We start from the raw sequence: 16,868 nt of genomic DNA, 5'->3' as shown, positions 1-16,868 counted from the left end.
CGACAGCGGCGCCGCTCCCGCTTCGCCCGATCACTAGAGCCTCCTCCACGTGCGCCCGTCGCGGGCCATCATCGCGTCGGCCGACGGCGGCCCCCACGACCCCGACGGGTAGGGCTCCGGCTGGCCCTGCGTGGCCCAGAACTCCTCGATCGGGTCGAGGATCTGCCACGACAGCTCCACCTCGCGCTGGTGCGGGAAGAGCGGCGGGTCGCCGATCATGACGTCGAGCAGCAGCCGCTCGTACGCCTCGGGCGAGGACTCCAGGAACGACTCGCCGTAGGCGAAGTCCATGGACACGTCGCGCACCTCCATCGCGGTGCCCGGCACCTTCGAGCCGAACCGTACCGTGATGCCCTCGTCGGGCTGCACCCGGATCACCAGCGCGTTCTGGCCCAGGATCTCGGTGTCGTCCTTGCTGAACGGCAGGTGCGGCGCCCGCTGGAAGACCACCGCCACCTCCGTCACCCGGCGGCCCAGCCGTTTGCCGGTGCGCAGGTAGAACGGCACCCCGGCCCAGCGCCGGTTGGCGATCTCCAGCTTCACCGCCGCGTACGTCTCGGTCATCGAGTCGGCCGAGATGCCGTCCTCCTGCAGGTAGCCCGGCACCTTCTCGCCGCCCTGCCAGCCCGCCGCGTACTGGCCGCGCGCGGTGTTGAGCGCCAGGTCGGACGGCAGCCGCACCGCCATCAGCACCTTCTCCTTCTCCCGGCGCAGCGCCTTGGCGTCGAAGGAGGTCGGGTCCTCCATGGCCACCAGCGCCAGCAGTTGCAGCAGGTGGTTCTGGATCACGTCGCGGGCCGCGCCGATGCCGTCGTAGTAGCCGGCCCGGCCGCCGATGCCGATGTCCTCGGCCATGGTGATCTGCACGTGGTCGACGAAGCTGCGGTTCCAGATCGGCTCGTACAGGTTGTTGGCGAACCGCAGCGCCATGATGTTCTGGACGGTCTCCTTGCCCAGGTAGTGGTCGATCCGGAAGATCGAGCTCTCCGGGAAGGCCGACGTGGTGATCTCGTTCAGCTCGTGCGCCGACTTCAGGTCGTGGCCGAACGGCTTCTCGATCACCACCCGCCGCCAGGAGCCGTCGGGCGCCTCGGCCAGCCCGGTGCGCTTGAGCTGCTCCACCACCACGGGGAAGAACTTCGGCGGCACCGACAGGTAGAACGCGTAGTTGCCGCCCGTGCCGCGCAGGTCGTCGATCTCCCGCAGCGCCATCGCCAGCGCGTCGAACGCGCCGTCGTCGGAGAACTCGCCCGGCACGAAGTGGATGCCCTCACGGAGCTGCCGCCAGACCTCCTCCCGGAACGGCGTCCTGGCGTGCGTCTTCACGGCGTCGTGCGTCAACTGGGCGAAGTCCTGGTCCTGCCAGTCGCGCCGGGCGAACCCGACCAGCGAGAACCCGGGCGGCAGCAGCCCTCGGTTGCCCAGGTCGTAGATGGCCGGCAGCAGCTTGCGTTTGGCCAGGTCGCCCGTCACACCGAACAGCACCATCACGCACGGCCCCGCCACCCGTGGCAGCCGTTTGTCGCGCGGGTCGCGCAGCGGGTTGGCGGCCGCCACCTCGATCGTGGTCGAGGTGCCGGCGACGGCCGCGGCCACGGCGAGCGCCTCCGCCGGGGGCCCTGCCGGGTCACTCATCTCAAACCTCCTGTACGGGCGCGCCGCGGCGGAGGAGCCGCCTCCTCCGCCGCGGCGCGGATGGCGCTAGGGAACCAGGTTCTTGCGTACGCTTTCGAGCAGTTCGTTCCAGGACGCCTCGAACTTCTGCACGCCCTCCTCCTCCAGCGCCCTGACCACGTCGTCGTAGTCGACGCCGGCGTCCTTGAGCTCGGCCATGGTGTTCCAGGCCTGCTCGTAGTAGGGGCGCACGGTGTCACCGGTGACGTCGCCGTGGTCGGCGACCGCGTCGAGCGTCTTCTCCGGCATGGTGTTGACGGTGCCGGGCGCGACGAGCTGGTCGACGTACATGGTGTCGGAGTAGTCGGGGTTCTTGACGCCGGTGGAGGCCCACAGCGGGCGCTGCGGGCGGGCCCCGGCGGCGCGCAGCCGCTGCCAGCGGTCGGAGGTCATGACCTCCTCGAAGGCGGCGTAGGCCAGGCGCGCGTTGGCCACGCCCGCCTTGCCCTTCAGCTCGGGCCTGCCCACGCCGTCGAGCCGCTTGTCGATCTCGGTGTCGACGCGGCTGACGAAGAACGAGGCCACCGACTCGATCGTGGCCAGGTTGAGCCCCTTGGCCTGCGCGGCCTCCAGGCCGGACAGCCAGGCGTCCATGACGGCGCGGTAGCGCTCCAGGGAGAAGATCAGCGTGACGTTGACGCTGATGCCCTCACCGATCGCCTGCGTGATCGCCGGCAGTCCTTCCATGGTCGCCGGGATCTTGATGAACAGGTTGGGCCGGTCGACCAGCCACCACAGCGCGCGGGCCTCGGCGACCGTCTTGTCGGTGTCGCGGGCCAGGCGCGGGTCCACCTCCAGCGACACCCGGCCGTCGACGCCCGAGGTGGCGTCGTAGACCGGCCGCAGCACGTCGGCGGCCCACCGGATGTCGTAGGTGGTGATGGCACGCACGGCCTCGCCGATGTCGACGCCGCGCACCGCCAGGTCGTGCATCTGCGTGTCGTACGCGTCGCCCTTGCTCAGCGCGCTGGCGAAGATCGTCGGGTTGGACGTCACCCCGACCACGTTCTTGTCCCGGATCACCTGCTCCAGGTTGCCGGTGCGCAGGCGTTCGCGGCTGATGTCGTCGAGCCAGACGGCCACGCCCTGGCCGGACAGCTTCTTGAGGATCTCGCTCATGTCTCTCAGTTTCCCGTCGTCTCGCCCTTGTCCTGCCCCAGCTTGGCCAGAGACGCCCTGGCCGCCGCGGCCACCCGCTCCGCCGTCAGCCCGAACTGCTCGTACAAGGTCTTGTACGGCGCGGAGGCGCCGAAGTGTTCGAGGCTGACGACCTCGCCGCACTCTCCGACGAACTCGTGCCAGCCGAGGGCGATTCCCGCCTCGACGGCGACCCGAGCCCGGATCGACGACGGCAGGACGGTCTGCCTATACGCGGAGTCCTGCCCCTTGAACCACTCGACACACGGCATCGACACGACTCGTGTCGAAATGCCCTGCGACTCCAGCAGTTCCCCGCCCTGGACGGCGATCTCCACCTCGCTGCCGGTGGCGATGAGGATGACCCTGGGCTGGCCGTCGGAGGCCTCGCGCAGGACGTAGCCGCCGTGGGCCACGCCGTCGGCGCTCGTGCCCTCCAGGACCGGCAGGTTCTGCCGGGTCAGCGCGATGGCCGCGGGCCGGTCGGTGTGCTCCAGCACCGTCTTCCAGGCCGCCGCGGTCTCGTTGGCGTCGGCGGGGCGCACGACGTCCAGGCCGGGGATGGCGCGCAGCGACCAGAGGTGCTCGACCGGCTGGTGGGTCGGCCCGTCCTCGCCCAGGCCGATGGAGTCGTGCGTCCACACGTACGTGACCGGCAGCTTCATCAGCGCGGCCAGCCGCACCGACGGGCGCATGTAGTCGGAGAACACCAGGAACGTGCCGCCGTACGGGCGGGTGCCGCCGTGCAGCGCGATGCCGTTGAGTATGGCGCCCATGGCGTGCTCGCGGATGCCGAAGTGGAGCGTGCGGCCGTAGCGGTGGCCGGGGAAGTCCTTGGTCTGGAACTCCTCGGGGATGAAGGACGGCTCGCCCTTCATCGTGGTGTTGTTGGACTCGGCCAGGTCCGCCGAGCCGCCCCACAGCTCCGGCAGCACCGGCGCCAGCGCGCTCAGCACCTCGCCGGAGGCCTTGCGGGTGGCCATCGAGGCGCCCACCTCGAACGACGGCAGCGCGCTCGTCCAGCCGGCGGGCAGCTCGCGGTGGGAGATGCGGTCGAACTCCGCGGCCCGCTCCGGGTTGGCCTCGCGCCAGCGCCGGTAGCCCTGCTCCCACTCGGCGTGCGCCTCGCGGCCCCTGGCCGCCACCTGGCGGGCGTGCTTGAGCACCTCGTCGGACACGTCGAAGGTCTTGGCCGGGTCCATGCCGAGCACCTGCTTGGTGGCCGCGACCTCCTCGGCGCCGAGCGCCGAGCCGTGGATCTTGCCGGTGTTCTGCTTGTTGGGTGCGGGCCAGCCGATGATCGTGCGCAGCCGGACGAACGAGGGCCGGCCGGTCTCGGCCTTGGCCTCCTCCAGCGCGTCGTACAGCGCCTGCACGTCCTCGGTGTAGTCGCCGGACTCGGTCCAGTCGACGCTCACGGTGTGCCAGCCGTAGGCCTCGTAGCGCTTGACCACGTCCTCGGACTTGGCGATGAGGGTGTCGTCCTCGATGGAGATGTGGTTGTCGTCGTAGATGACGATGAGGTTGCCCAGCTTCTGGTGGCCGGCGAGCGAGCTGGCCTCGTGGCTGATGCCCTCCTCGATGTCGCCGTCGCTCACGACGCACCAGATGTGGTGGTCGAAGGGCGAGCGGCCGGGCTCGGCGTCGGGGTCGAACAGGCCGCGCTCGCGGCGGGCCGCCATCGCCATGCCCACGGCGTTGCCCAGACCCTGGCCGAGCGGGCCCGTGGTGGTCTCGACGCCGGCGGTGTGGCCGTGCTCGGGATGGCCGGGCGTGAGGCTGTCCCACTGGCGCAGCCGCCGCAGGTCGTCCAGCGTCAGCCCGTAGCCCGACAGGTAGAGCTGGATGTACAGGGTCAGGCTGGTGTGGCCGGCGGAGAGCACGAAGCGGTCGCGGCCCACCCACTGCGGGTCGGTCGGATCGTGCCGCATCGCGTGCTGAAAGAGCAGATATGCGGCGGGAGCCAGGCTCATCGCGGTGCCGGGGTGTCCCGAACCCGCCTTCTCCACTGCGTCCATCGCCAGCGCTCGGACGACGTCGACGGCCTGCCTGTCGAGGTCGGTCCACTCAAGGGCTGGCACGAGTTCGGTGCTCACGCTCGATCTCCGGAATCTAGTTGTCTGATGGTGCCGGTTGGCAATCCCGCCCACACGGACCCTAACCGAGTGGCGACGGACGTAGATTCCCCGTCCACTCACGCGTGTCCCCGAGCAAGCGCACGCCCCCCATTGGCCGGACCGCCCGCCCTTGCGACTACAGTTTGTTTGTTCCCAGGGACGCCACGGCTGCCCTCACGAATCCGCTCTAATCCGAGGTTACGCGTTGACTCCGCACGTGCTGGAAGCGCCTTGACGGTGCTGACGAACAGGCAGGCGAGCAGGCCGCACGAGGGTTCCGCCGCCGTGGCGCACGCCGCGCCGCGGTCGATCGGCGGGGTCGTCAAGGCCTACGTCGCCCTGATGAAGCCGCGCGTCATCGAGCTGCTGCTGATCTCGACGCTCCCGGTGATGTTCCTGGCGGCGGGCGGCCTGCCCCCGCTGTGGACGGCGGTCTCGGTGATGGTGTTCGGCACGATGTCGGCCGGCAGCGCCAACGCACTCAACTGCTACATCGACCGCGACATCGACCAGAAGATGCGCCGCACCCGGCGCCGCCCGCTGGCCAGGCACCAGGTGTCGCCGCGCGCCGCGCTGATCTTCGGCATCGTGCTGGGCGTGCTGTCCTCCGTCGGGCTGTGGCTGACCACCAACTGGCTCGCCGCGACGCTGTCGACCGCCGCGATCCTCTACTACGTGCTGGTCTACTCGCTGATCCTCAAGCGGCGCACCGCCCAGAACATCGTCTGGGGCGGCATCGCGGGCTGCATGCCGGTGCTGATCGGCTGGGCGGGCATCACCGAGCGGCTCGACTGGGCGCCGCTGGTCCTGTTCGGCGTGGTGTTCTTCTGGACGCCGCCGCACACCTGGACCCTCGCCATGCGCTACAAGGAGGACTACGCGGCCGCCGCGGTGCCGATGCTGCCCGTGGTCGCCACCGAGCGCCGGGTCATCATGGAGTCGATCGCCTACAGCTGGGCGACCGTGCTGTGCTCGCTGGCGCTGTGGCCGGTCGCCGGCACCACGCTGTTCTACCCGGTCGTGGCAGCCGCGCTGGGCGCGCTGTTCCTGTGGGAGGCGCACGCCCTGCTGACCCGGCTCAACGCCGGCAAGACCGGGGTCGACCTGCGGCCGATGCGGTTCTTCCACTGGTCGAACGCCTACCTCGCGCTGCTGTTCCTGGCCGTGGCCATCGACCCGCTGCTGGCCTGACCTGCCGGGGCGGTGGGCGTTTGAGCCGGGAAGGACGGCGTTTGAGCCGGGAAGGACATCGTCTCCCGTATCGGTTACAGTCACCGTATGCCGTCCCATGATCCACGCTGGGTGTTCAAGGACCGCCCGTCTTCAGCGTTGATCATCGGGCTTGTCCTCACCGGCATCTGCACCCTCGTCTCGTTCTCCTTCGACGTGCTCAACGGCGAGCCGGTGCAGTTCTTCATCGCCCTGGCCCTCGCCCTGGCGCCGGTGCCGCTGCTGCTGGCCGCGGTGCTCGCGCTCGACCGGATGGAGCCGGAGCCGCGCAGCAACCTGATCTTCGCCTTCGCCTGGGGAGCGGGCGTGGCCGTGCTGGTCGCGGGCGTGGTCAACTCGCTCAACCTGCACTACATCATGGACACCGTCAACCTGTCGGAGGCCACCGCCCGCAACATCGCGGCCACCTTCGGCGCCCCGGTGGTCGAGGAGACGATGAAGGGGCTGGTGCTGCTCGGGCTGCTGCGTTTTCGCCGGTTCGAGCTGGACGGGCTCACCGACGGCATCATCTACGCCAGCATGGTCGGGCTCGGCTTCGCCATGAGCGAGAACGTCAGCTACTACCTGGCCGCGCTCAACAGCGAGGCCGGCGGGGTGGGGCTGGCCGTGACCGTGGTGCTGCGCGGCATCCTGTCGCCGTTCGCGCACCCGCTGTTCACCTCGATGATCGGCGTCGCGGTCGCCTACGCGGCGCAGCGGCACGGGCCGGAGCGGACCTTCTCCATCATGGCCGGCTGGTCGGGCGCGATGGTCCTGCACGGCCTCTGGAACGGGCTCGTCTCCTACGGCGGCTTCCCCGGCCTGGCCGTGGCCTACCTGGTGCTGATGGCGGTGCTCGTGGTGCTCGTCGGCGTCATCATCCGCGACCGGCGCCGCATCGTCGCCCTCATCCAGCGCTACCTCCCCCCGTACGAGCCGACCAAGCTGGTGACCAGTGAGGACATCCACATGCTGTCGGCGCTGCCCCGGCGCAGGCACGCCCGGCAGTGGGCGCGGATGTACGGCGGCAAGAAGGGGCTGCGGGCGATGAGCGACTACCAGCTGGCCGCCACCGAGCTGGGCCTGCTGCACGAGCGGGCCGCCCGGCGCATGGTGGACGAGCAGACCTTCCACGAGGAGCAGCGGGCCCTGCTGGAGTGCATGAGCACCGCCCGCGCCGGTTTCCCGGTGCCGCCCGCGCCCGCCGGCAAGGCCGGCTACGCGCCCGGCTGACCCGGCGCCCGCCGCGCCGAGGGCGCCGGCACCGCCGCCTGGTACGCGCCCCCGGGAGCGTTCGAGAGGGGCGGACGAACGCCCGCAAAACGGGCCTCCAGCCGGTGGGGGAGTGGCGGACATCCCATCCCGAAGACTGGCAGAACGGTCGGAGTCGCGGCGGGGGACCCGGCGGGGGAGTGGTCAGACGGGGCTGGGCGCCGCGACGGGCGCCGGGGTGGCGGGCTCGGTCAGCGGGCCGCGCGTGCGCAGCGAGGTGACCACCCGCAGCGTGAAGATCCAGACCAGGGTCGCGCCGAGCACGTGCAGCGTCACCAGGGCCGCGGGCACGCCGAGGAAGTACTGGACGTAGCCGATCACCCCCTGCAGCAGCTCCACCACCAGCAGCGCCAGCGCCGCCTGCCGGACCCGTCGCGGCGCGCCGGTCACGTACAGCGCGAACAGCAGCGCGAACGTCAGCCCCACCACCAGGTAGGCGGCGTCGGCGTGCAGCCGCGCCACGGTCTCGATGTCGAAGCCGAACCGCGAGGCCGCCACGTCACCCGAGTGCGGGCCGGTGCCCGTCACCACCACGCCCAGGACCACGAGCACGAACACCGCCGCCAGCAGGACGTGGCCGAGCCGCCGGATGGCGCCGTGGGTCACGGGCCGGACGGGCGCGTCGCCCTCGCCGGCGCGGGCGTAGAGCGCCCAGCAGGCGGCGGTGAGGCCGATCGACAGCAGGAAGTGCATGCTCACCGTGAACGGGTTGAGCAGGGAGTTCACCACGACGGCGCCCCACAGCGCCTGGGCCAGGATGCCCACCGGCTGCAGCCAGGCCAGCCGCACCAGCGACGGGCGCCGGGGCGACAGCCGCATCGCCCCGATCACGCAGGCCAGGCCCACCACCAGCACCAGGAACGTCACCAGCCGGTTGCCGAACTCGATCGCCATGTTGAGCGGGTCGATCTCGGGGTGCGGGACCGGGACGAAGCTGTCGGCGGTGCACCGCGGCCAGGTGGGACAGCCCAGGCCGGAGCCGGTGACGCGCACCACCGCGCCGCTCACCGTGATGCCGGCGTTGACCACGACGGACGCCAGCGCCCAGCCCCGCATGGCCGCGGGAGTCGGCGCCCAGAACGAGAACAGCCCCCGCACGAGAGGAGAGGAGTGGTCCGTGGGTAGCTTCACGTCATCGATGGTACGGGCCTGGTGGCGCGGTCCTTTCACCGGCTTTTCAACCCCCGGCGTATGTGACATATTACTGAGCGGAGGTGGCGATGTCCGACGTGATCATCGTCGGCGCCGGGGTCGTCGGCGCCGCGTGCGCCTACTACGCCGCCCGTGCCGGACTGGACGTCACCGTCCTCGACCGCGGCCCCGTGGCCGGCGGCACCACCGGGGCGGGCGAGGGCAACGTGCTCGTCTCCGACAAGGAACCCGGCCCCGAACTGGACCTGGCCGTGCTCTCCAGCCGCCTGTGGCGGGAGCTGGCCGAGACGTCCGGCGGCTTCGAGTACGAGCCCAAGGGCGGGCTGGTCGTGGCCGAGACGCCCGCGGTCCAGGAGCGGCTGGTGGAGCTGGCCGCCGAGCAGGGACTCCCGCACGACGTGGTGCCCGCAGGCGGCCTGCGCGCGCTGGAGCCCCACCTGGCCGAAGGGCTGGCCGGCGGCGTCCACTACCCGCAGGACGCCCAGGTGCAGCCCATGCTGGCCGCCGCCCGGCTGCTGCGGCACGGCGCCGAGAGCTTCGGTCACGGCGCGCTGAAGCTGCGCCTCGGCGTCACCGTCACCGGCTTCGTCCGCTCGGGCGACCGCGTCACCGGCGTGCGCACCGACGACGGCGACATGCTGGCCGGGGCCGTGGTCAACGCGGCCGGCACCTGGGGCGGCGACCTGGCCGCCCTGGCCGGGGTGAGCCTGCCCGTGCTGCCCAGGCGCGGGTTCGTCCTCGTCACCGAGCCGCTGCCCGAGCCGCTCATCCGGCACAAGGTCTACACGGCCGCGTACGTCACCGACGTCGCCAGCGACTCGGCCGGGCTGCAGACCTCTGCCGTCGTCGAGGGCACGCCGGCCGGCACCGTGCTCATCGGGGCCAGCAGGGAACGGGTCGGGTTCGACCGGACCACGTCGCTGCCGGTGCTGTCACGGCTGGCCGCGCAGGCCGTCGCCCTGTTCCCCGCGCTGGGCGCGGTCCGCGCCATCCGCTCCTACTGCGGGTTCCGCCCGTACTGCCCGGACCACCTGCCCGTGATCGGCGCCGACCCGCGCGCGCCCGGGCTCCACCACGCCTGCGGCCACGAGGGCGCGGGCATCGGCCTGGCCCCCGCCACCGGCCACCTGCTCGCCCAGGTGCTCACCGGAGGCCGCCCCGACCTGGACCTCCACCCGTTCCGTCCCGACCGCTTCGGCTCCGGGGAGCACCGATGAGCTTCGAGATCACCGTCGACGGCCGGCCCGTGCCGGCGCGACCCGGCCAGACCGTCGGGGCCGCCCTGCACGCGGCGGGCATCCGCGCCTGGCGCACCACCCGCTTCGGCGGCCGGCCGCGCGGGCTCTTCTGCGGGATCGGGGTCTGCTTCGACTGCCTGGTCAGCGTCAACGGCGGCCCGGTCGAGCGCGCCTGCCTCACCGAGGCCCGCCCGGGGGACCAGGTGACCACGTCATGACCGGCCCCTCCCCGTCGCCCACGATCCACGATCTCGCCGTCGTCGGCGGCGGGCCCGCCGGGGTGGCGGGAGCGCTGACGGCGGCGCTGCGCGGGCTGCGGGTGGCGCTCGTCGACTCCGGAGCGCGGCTCGGCGGGCAGTACTTCCGGCACCGGGGCGTGCCCGGCGAGCCCGCGACCGCGGGATTCGCGCGCTTCGCCCGGCAGGTGCGGGCGCTGACGGAACGGGCCGAGGTCCTGACGAGCCGGCAGGTGTGGGCCGTCACCCGGGAGGCCGACGGCTTCACCGCGCACTGCCTGGGCGGGACCGCCGTCCGGTGCCGGAGGCTGCTGATCGCGACCGGCGCGCACGACCGGCCGCTGCCGTTCCCCGGCTGGGACCTGCCGGGGGTGCTCACCGCCGGAGGCGCGCAGGCCCTGCTCAAGGGCCAGGGCGTGGTGGCGGGCGACCGGGTCGTGGTGGCCGGCACCGGGCCGTTCCTGCTGCCCGTCGCGGCGGGCCTGGCCGCGGCCGGGGCGCGGGTCCCGGGCGTGTACGAGGCCAACGGCGGACTGGGCCTGGCCCGCCACCCCCTGCTCGCCCTGGGCAGGGCCGGAGAGGCGGCCGGTCATCTGGCCGCGTTGGCGCGGCATCGCGTGCCGTACCGGACCCGCCACGCGGTCGTGGCCGCGCACGGCGACCGGGAGCTGGAGGCCGTCACCGTGGCCCGCCTGGACCGCGACTGGAACGTGCTGGACACCCGCCGCGTCCCCTGCGACACGCTCGCCACCGGCTACGGGTTCACCCCCCAGATCGACCTCGGCGTCCAGCTCGGCTGCGCCACCCGGCCGGACGCCGACGGCACTCCGGTGCTCCGCGCCGACGCCGCCCAGCGCACCACCGTCCCCGGCGTCTGGGCCGCAGGCGAGCCCACGGGCGTCGGCGGCCGGCACCTGTCCGAGCTCGAAGGCCGCATCGCCGGCCTGTCGGCAGCCGCCGACCACGACGACGGCCCCGGCCCGCCCGGGCTCCTGCTGCGCAGGCGGGCCAGGCTGCGCGCGTTCGCCGCCGCCCTGCTCGCCGCCTACCCCGTCAAGGACGGATGGCGGGGATGGCTGCGCGACGACACCCTCGTGTGCCGGTGCGAGGAGGTGCCGCTGGCCAGGATCCGCGAGGCGCGCGACCTCGGCGCCACCGACGCGCGCTCCGTCAAGCTGCTGTCCCGGGCGGGCATGGGCTGGTGCCAGGGACGGATCTGCGGTCACCCCGTCGCCTGTCTCGCCGACGGCGACCAGGCCGCGCCCCGCCGGCCCATCGCCCAGCCCGTCACCCTGGCCGCTCTCGCCGAACTCACCCTGGAGGAACCCCATGACTGAACGGACCAAGCCCTGGCGCGGCGTCATGGTCGCCACCGCGCTCCCGCTGCGCGACGACCTGTCCGTCGACTACGACGCCTACGCCGCGCACTGCCGCTGGCTGGTCGAGAACGGCTGCGACGGCGTGGTGCCCAACGGCTCGCTCGGCGAGTACCAGACCCTCACCCCCGAGGAGCGCGCCAAGGTCCTGGAGACGGCCGTCGAGGCGGTCGGCGGTGACCGCGTGATGGCCGGCGCGGGCGCGTACGGCGCGGCCGAGTCGCGGCGGTGGGCCGAGCACGCCGCCGGCCTGGGCTGCGGATCGGTGCTGCTGCTGCCGCCGAACGCCTACCGGGCGGACGAGCGGGCCGTCCTGGCGCACTATCGTGAAGTGGCCGGGGCGGGCGTCCCCGTCGTCGCGTACAACAACCCCTACGACACCAAGGTCGACCTCACCCCGGCGCTGCTGGCCAGGCTGCACGAGGAGGGGCTGATCGTGGCGGTCAAGGAGTTCACCGGCGACCCGCGGCGCGCCTACGAGCTCGCCGAGCTGGCTCCCGGCCTCGACCTGCTCATCGGCTCCGACGACGTGCTGCTGGAGCTGGCCCTGGCCGGAGCCGTCGGCTGGATCGCGGGCTACCCGAACGCGCTGCCCGCCTCCAACGTCGCCCTCTACCGGGCGGCCCTGGCCCACGACCTGGAGACGGCGCTGCCGCTCTACAGGAAGCTGCACCCGCTGCTGCGCTGGGACTCCAAGACCGAGTTCGTGCAGGCCATCAAGCTCTCCATGGACCTCGCCGGCCGCCCCGGCGGCCCGTGCCGCCATCCCCGGCAGCCGCTGACCGGCGAGCAGGAGGCCGCGGTGCGCGCCGCCACCGAGAAGGCGCTCGCGGAGGGCCTGCGATGAGGACCCGGCGGGTCTTCCACGCCGTCGACTCGCACACCGAGGGCATGCCCACCCGGGTCATCACCGGCGGCGTCGGCACCGTCCCCGGCGCCACCATGGCCGAGCGGCGGATCCACTTCCGCGACCACCTCGACCACATCCGCAAGCTGCTGATGAGAGAGCCGCGCGGCCACGCCGCGATGAGCGGCGCCATCCTGCAGCCGCCCACCCGGCCCGACGCCGACTGGGGCGTGCTGTTCATCGAGGTGTCCGGCCTGCTGCCGATGTGCGGCCACGGCACCATCGGCGTGGCCACCGTGCTCGTCGAGACCGGCATGGTCGAGGTGACCGAGCCCGTCACCACCGTCCGGCTGGAGGTCCCGGCCGGGCTGGTGGTGGTGGACGTGGCCGTCGAGGACGGCACGGCCACGTCCGTGACGCTGCGCAACGTCCCCTCCTACGCCGACCGGCTCGACGCCGCGGTGACGGTTCCCGGGTACGGGGAGATCCGCTACGACCTGGCCTACGGCGGCAACTTCTACGCCATCGTGGACCTCGACGCCTACGGACTGCCGTTCGACCGCAAGGCGGGCAACGACATCCTGGCCGCCGGCCTGGCCACCATGGAGGCGATCAACGCCGCCGCCGAGCCGGTGCACCCGGAGGACGACCGCATCCGCGGCTGCCACCACGTCTACTTCGCCGCCCCCGGCTCCGACGCCCACCACTCGCGGCACGCCATGGCCATCCACCCCGGCTGGTTCGACCGCTCGCCGTGCGGCACCGGCACCAGCGCGCGGATGGCCCAGCTGCACGCCCGCGGCGCGCTGCCGACCGGCCGCGACTTCGTCAACGAGTCGTTCATCGGCACCCGGTTCGTGGGCAGGCTCCTGGAGGAGACCACGGTCGGCGGCCGGCCCGCCGTGCTGCCGTCCATCACCGGCCGCGCCTGGATCACCGGCACCGCCCAGTACTTCCTGGACCCGCGCGACCCGTTCCCGGAGGGTTTCGAGCTGTGACGATCACCACCGTCGACTACCACACGGCGGGAGAGCCGTTCCGGATCGTCACCGGCGGCGTCCCCGGCATCCCCGGCGCCACCGTCCTGGAACGCCGCGCCAACACCGCCCCGGTCGACCACGTCCGTCGGCTGCTGTGCCACGAGCCGCGCGGCCACGCCGACATGTACGGCTGCTTCCTCGTACCGCCCGACGACCCCGGCGCGCACCTCGGCGCGCTGTTCTGGCACAAGGACGGCTACTCCACCGCCTGCGGCCACGGCACGATCGCGCTCGGCGTGCACGCGGTGCGCGAGGGGCTGGTCGAGGCCGACCCCGACGGCGAGACGGACGTGGTCGTCGACGTGCCCTCCGGCCGCGTCACGGCGCGGGTGCGCTGCGACGGCGGCCGCGTCACCGCCGTCACCTTCGTCAACGTCCCCTCGTACGTGATCGCACGCGGCGTCGAGGCCGCCGGCGTCCGGGTCGACCTCGCGTACGGCGGAGCGATCTACGCCTCGCTGCCGGCCGCGGCCGTCGGGCTGAAGGCGGGGCCGGAGCACCTGACCGAGCTGATCGCCTGCGCGCGCCGCGTCAAGGCGGCCCTGGCCGGCCACCCGGCGACCCGGCACCCCGGCGACGACCGGCTGTCCGGCGTGTACGGGGTGATCTTCCACGAGGAGCTGGACGGGGAGCCGGGCCGGGTGCGTCAGCGCAACGTGACCGTGTTCGCCGACGGCGAGGTCGACCGGTCGCCGTGCGGGTCCGGCACCGCGGCCCGGCTGGCGCTGCTGCACCAGGACGGGCTGCGCGGCACCCTCGTGCACGAGAGCGTCGTCGGCACCACGTTCCTGGCCCGGGTGGCCGGGGTCGTCGAGGGCGGCGTGATCGCCGAGATCGAGGGCATGGCCTACCGGACCGGCCGCCACGCCTTCGAGCTCGACCCCGCCGACCCGCTCGGCACCGGGTTCACGCTCCGATGAGCGGGCTGCCCTACCTCGACGCCGCGGACGTGGCGCGGCTGGTGCCGGTGGCGCGCGCCGTACAGCTGCTGGAGGACGCGCTGCGCGCCGGGCTCGACCCCGAGCGGACGCCGCGGCGGCCCGTCGTGGAGCTGCCCGCCGGGCAGCTCCTGCTCATGCCCGCCGCGGCCGGACGCTACGCCGGCGTGAAGGCCGCCACGGTCGCGCCCGGCAACCCCGCCCGCGGGCTGCCCCGCGTCCAGGGCACCTACCTGCTGTACGACGGCGAGACCCTGGCGCCGCTGGCCGTGATGGACGGGATCGCGCTCACCTCGCTGCGCACCCCCGCCGTCTCGGCCCTGGCGGTCCGCCACCTCGCGGCCCCGGACGCCGGGGACCTGGTGGTGTTCGGCACCGGCCCGCAGGCGTGGGGGCACGTCCTCGCGCTGCGTGAGGTCCGGCCGCTCCGCCGCGTCGCCGTCGCCGGCCGCGACCCGGACCGCACGGCGGCCTTCGCGGCCCGCTGCGCGGCCCTCGGCCTGGAGCCGACCGCCCTGGCCGGCCCGTCCGAGCAGGCCAGGGCCGTCGCCGGGGCCGACCTGATCGTCTGCTGTACCACCGCCAGGGAGCCGCTGTTCGACGGCGGGCTCGTCCGCGACGGCGCCACGGTCGTCGCCATCGGCTCGCACGAGCCGGACGCGCGCGAGCTGGACGGCGGCCTCGTCGCCCGCGCCACGGTGGTCGTCGAGGCCCGTTCGGCCGCCCTGGCCGAAGCCGGCGATGTCGTCATCCCGGTGAGCCACGGTACGATCACCACCCGCCATCTCGCCGGAAACCTCGCCGACCTGATCGCCGGCCGGGTGACGGCCGCGGCCGGGCCGCGCGTGTTCAAGGGCACCGGCATGGCATGGCAGGACCTGGTGGTCGCGGCCGCCGCGTACGAGGCCTGGCACGAGGAGACCTAGCGAAGGGAAGGGCGGATGGCTGCCGAGGACCGGCTCGACCTGCCGATGGTGGGCGAACGGCAGAGCCTGCGCGAGCAGGTGGCGCAGGCGCTCAGGGCGGCGCTGATCACCGGTCAGATGCGTCCAGGGGTGGTCTACTCGGCGCCGGTGCTGGCGGCCCAGTTCGGCGTCTCGGCCACGCCGGTCCGCGAGGCCATGCTCGACCTGGCCAAGGCGGGCCTGGTGGAGGCCGTGCGCAACAAGGGCTTCCGGGTGACCGAGCTGTCCGAGCGCGACCTCGACGAGCTGACCCAGCTGCGCGAGCTCATCGAGGTGCCGACGGTCGCCAGGCTGGCCGACGCCGGCAGAGCCCCCGACTTCCGGCGGCTGCGCCCGGCCGCCGAGGAGATCCTCGCCGCCGCCGAGGGGGGTGACCTGCTCGCCTACGTCAACGCCGACCTGCGCTTCCACCTGGAGCTGCTCGGCCTGTCCGGCAACGGCCACCTGGTCGAGGTGGTGAGGGACCTGCGCACCCGCGCCCGCCTCTACGGCCTGTCGCAACTGGCGGAGCGCGGCACGCTCGCCGACTCCGCCCGCGAGCACCTGGCGCTGCTCGACGCGCTGGAGAACGGCGACGAGCGCGCCGCCGAGCACATCATGAGCGAGCACATCCAGCACGTCAGGGGCATCTGGGCGGCCCGCGAAGGCTAGCCGCCGCGCGCCGCCCGGGTGACGCCGAGGCTGGCCGCGACGATGCAGATCACGGCGGTCCACTGCTGGGCGTGCAGCATCTCGCCGAGCACCAGCACGCCCATCAGCGCGGCCGCGGCCGGCTCCAGGCTCATCAGGATGCCGAACACGTGCTTGGGCATCCGCCGCAGCGCCTGCAGCTCCAGCGAGTACGGGATCACCGACGACAGCAGGGCCACGCCCAGCCCGATCAGCAGCAGCTCCGGCCGGAGCAGGTCGGCGCCGCCGGTGGTGACGCCCACCGGCGCGACCACCACGGCCGACACGATCATCGCGAACGCCAGCCCGGTCGTGCCGGGGAACCGGCTGCCCGCCGCCGCCGACAGCAGGATGTAGCCCGCCCAGAAGCCCCCCGCCGCCAGCGCGAAGGCGATGCCGATCCAGCTCGCCGCCGACGACTCGCCCCACGGCGCGAGCAGCACCACCCCGAGCCCCGCCAGCCCCACCCACACCAGGTCCAGGCGGCGCCGGGAGGCGGCCACCGCCACACCAAGCGGGCCGAGGAACTCGATCGCGACCGCGACGCCCATCGGGAGCCGCGCCAGCGCCTCGTAGAACGTCAGGTTCATCAGCGCGAGCGTCACGCCGAACCCGACCCCCACCGCCCAGTCACGGCCCCGCAGGCCCCGCAGCTTCGGCCGCGCCAGCGCGCCGATGACCAGCGCGCCCATGGCGATGCGCAGGAACACCACCGCGCTCGGCGGCAGCGCCGCGAACAGCTGTTTGGCGAACCCCGCGCCGATCTGCACCGAGAAGATCGCCAGCAGCACCAGCCCCGACGGCGGGATGGAGTCGGCGGCGGTGCGCAGCAGGTTGCCGGGCCGGGGCAGGCCGCCGCGGTCGAGCGGGTTGTCGAGGGCGAACGCGGTCACTGAGCTCCTTCGGCCGGGCACAACGGACTGAAGCGTATCGACCTGCCACGGCATTCCTGACCAGGGAGCGCTTCACAGATTCGAGACCTCCCGGCCCGGACGCCG

Annotated in this window: 15 protein-coding genes; 10 read left to right on the top strand and 5 right to left on the bottom strand. The window is 73.1% G+C overall.

Going from position 1 to position 16,868, the window contains the following annotated elements; genetic code table 11:
- Positions 1 to 33: 33 nt before the first annotated feature.
- From zwf to tkt, 3 genes are all read right to left on the bottom strand, one after another.
- On the bottom strand, positions 34 to 1,635 hold the full coding sequence (gene zwf, locus ACQEUU_RS23690; RefSeq protein ID WP_433069425.1) for a glucose-6-phosphate dehydrogenase: 1,602 nt from the start codon (positions 1,633 to 1,635) through the stop codon (positions 34 to 36).
- A gap of 66 nt (positions 1,636 to 1,701) precedes the next feature.
- Entirely contained in the window at positions 1,702 to 2,793 is a 1,092-nt protein-coding gene (tal, locus tag ACQEUU_RS23685; protein ID WP_433069422.1) for a transaldolase, read from the bottom strand.
- A gap of 5 nt (positions 2,794 to 2,798) precedes the next feature.
- A complete protein-coding gene (gene tkt, locus ACQEUU_RS23680; RefSeq protein WP_433071952.1) occupies positions 2,799 to 4,829 on the bottom strand; it encodes a transketolase in 2,031 nt (676 codons plus the stop codon).
- A 330-nt stretch (positions 4,830 to 5,159) separates the two neighbouring features.
- Between tkt and ACQEUU_RS23675 the strand changes: the two genes are divergently transcribed.
- Positions 5,160 to 6,119, top strand: a complete 960-nt coding sequence (locus tag ACQEUU_RS23675; protein WP_433069419.1) for a heme o synthase — start codon at positions 5,160 to 5,162, stop codon at positions 6,117 to 6,119.
- An 87-nt stretch (positions 6,120 to 6,206) separates the two neighbouring features.
- Positions 6,207 to 7,370: a PrsW family intramembrane metalloprotease gene (locus tag ACQEUU_RS23670; protein WP_433069416.1), complete on the top strand. Its 1,164-nt coding sequence runs from the start codon at positions 6,207 to 6,209 to the stop codon at positions 7,368 to 7,370.
- Positions 7,371 to 7,553: 183 nt separating this feature from the next.
- Here ACQEUU_RS23670 and ACQEUU_RS23665 read toward each other — a convergent pair whose 3' ends face one another.
- Positions 7,554 to 8,540, bottom strand: a complete 987-nt coding sequence (locus ACQEUU_RS23665) for a COX15/CtaA family protein (protein WP_433069413.1) — start codon at positions 8,538 to 8,540, stop codon at positions 7,554 to 7,556.
- Positions 8,541 to 8,629: 89 nt separating this feature from the next.
- On the opposite strand from ACQEUU_RS23665, the gene ACQEUU_RS23660 reads away from it, so the two are divergent.
- The 8 genes from ACQEUU_RS23660 to ACQEUU_RS23625 are packed head-to-tail and all read left to right on the top strand — an operon-like array spanning position 8,630 to position 15,852.
- Positions 8,630 to 9,778 (top strand): NAD(P)/FAD-dependent oxidoreductase, encoded by a 1,149-nt coding sequence (locus ACQEUU_RS23660; protein WP_433069410.1) that lies wholly within the window; start codon positions 8,630 to 8,632, stop codon positions 9,776 to 9,778.
- Complete coding sequence (locus ACQEUU_RS23655) at positions 9,775 to 10,017, top strand: (2Fe-2S)-binding protein (protein ID WP_433069408.1); 243 nt, start codon at positions 9,775 to 9,777, stop codon at positions 10,015 to 10,017. The genes ACQEUU_RS23660 and ACQEUU_RS23655 overlap by 4 nt, the downstream gene beginning before the upstream one ends.
- Positions 10,014 to 11,372, top strand: a complete 1,359-nt coding sequence (locus tag ACQEUU_RS23650) for an FAD-dependent oxidoreductase (RefSeq protein ID WP_433069405.1) — start codon at positions 10,014 to 10,016, stop codon at positions 11,370 to 11,372. The genes ACQEUU_RS23655 and ACQEUU_RS23650 overlap by 4 nt, the downstream gene beginning before the upstream one ends.
- Positions 11,365 to 12,258, top strand: coding sequence for a dihydrodipicolinate synthase family protein (locus tag ACQEUU_RS23645; RefSeq protein WP_433069402.1), 894 nt, complete (start codon positions 11,365 to 11,367; stop codon positions 12,256 to 12,258). The genes ACQEUU_RS23650 and ACQEUU_RS23645 overlap by 8 nt, the downstream gene beginning before the upstream one ends.
- The gene (locus ACQEUU_RS23640) at positions 12,255 to 13,256 is read left to right on the top strand and encodes a proline racemase family protein (protein WP_433069399.1); all 1,002 of its coding nucleotides are present in this window, start codon (positions 12,255 to 12,257) and stop codon (positions 13,254 to 13,256) included. Before ACQEUU_RS23645 ends, ACQEUU_RS23640 begins: the two co-directional genes overlap by 4 nt.
- Entirely contained in the window at positions 13,253 to 14,218 is a 966-nt protein-coding gene (locus ACQEUU_RS23635) for a proline racemase family protein (protein WP_433069397.1), read from the top strand. The genes ACQEUU_RS23640 and ACQEUU_RS23635 overlap by 4 nt, the downstream gene beginning before the upstream one ends.
- Positions 14,215 to 15,162: an ornithine cyclodeaminase family protein gene (locus ACQEUU_RS23630; protein ID WP_433069394.1), complete on the top strand. Its 948-nt coding sequence runs from the start codon at positions 14,215 to 14,217 to the stop codon at positions 15,160 to 15,162. The genes ACQEUU_RS23635 and ACQEUU_RS23630 overlap by 4 nt, the downstream gene beginning before the upstream one ends.
- A 15-nt stretch (positions 15,163 to 15,177) precedes the next feature.
- Positions 15,178 to 15,852 (top strand): GntR family transcriptional regulator, encoded by a 675-nt coding sequence (locus ACQEUU_RS23625; protein WP_433069391.1) that lies wholly within the window; start codon positions 15,178 to 15,180, stop codon positions 15,850 to 15,852.
- Here ACQEUU_RS23625 and ACQEUU_RS23620 read toward each other — a convergent pair.
- Complete coding sequence (locus ACQEUU_RS23620; protein ID WP_433069388.1) at positions 15,849 to 16,763, bottom strand: EamA family transporter; 915 nt, start codon at positions 16,761 to 16,763, stop codon at positions 15,849 to 15,851. The two genes, ACQEUU_RS23625 and ACQEUU_RS23620, sit on opposite strands and share 4 nt — an antisense overlap.
- Positions 16,764 to 16,868: the final 105 nt, after the last annotated feature.

The sequence above is a fragment of the Nonomuraea sp. CA-218870 genome, assembly GCF_050936535.1.
GTDB classification, from domain to species: Bacteria; Actinomycetota; Actinomycetes; order Streptosporangiales; family Streptosporangiaceae; genus Nonomuraea; species Nonomuraea corallina.
The sequence above is the reverse complement of the archived record's forward strand: the minus strand, read 5'-3'. Positions and strand labels throughout refer to the sequence as shown.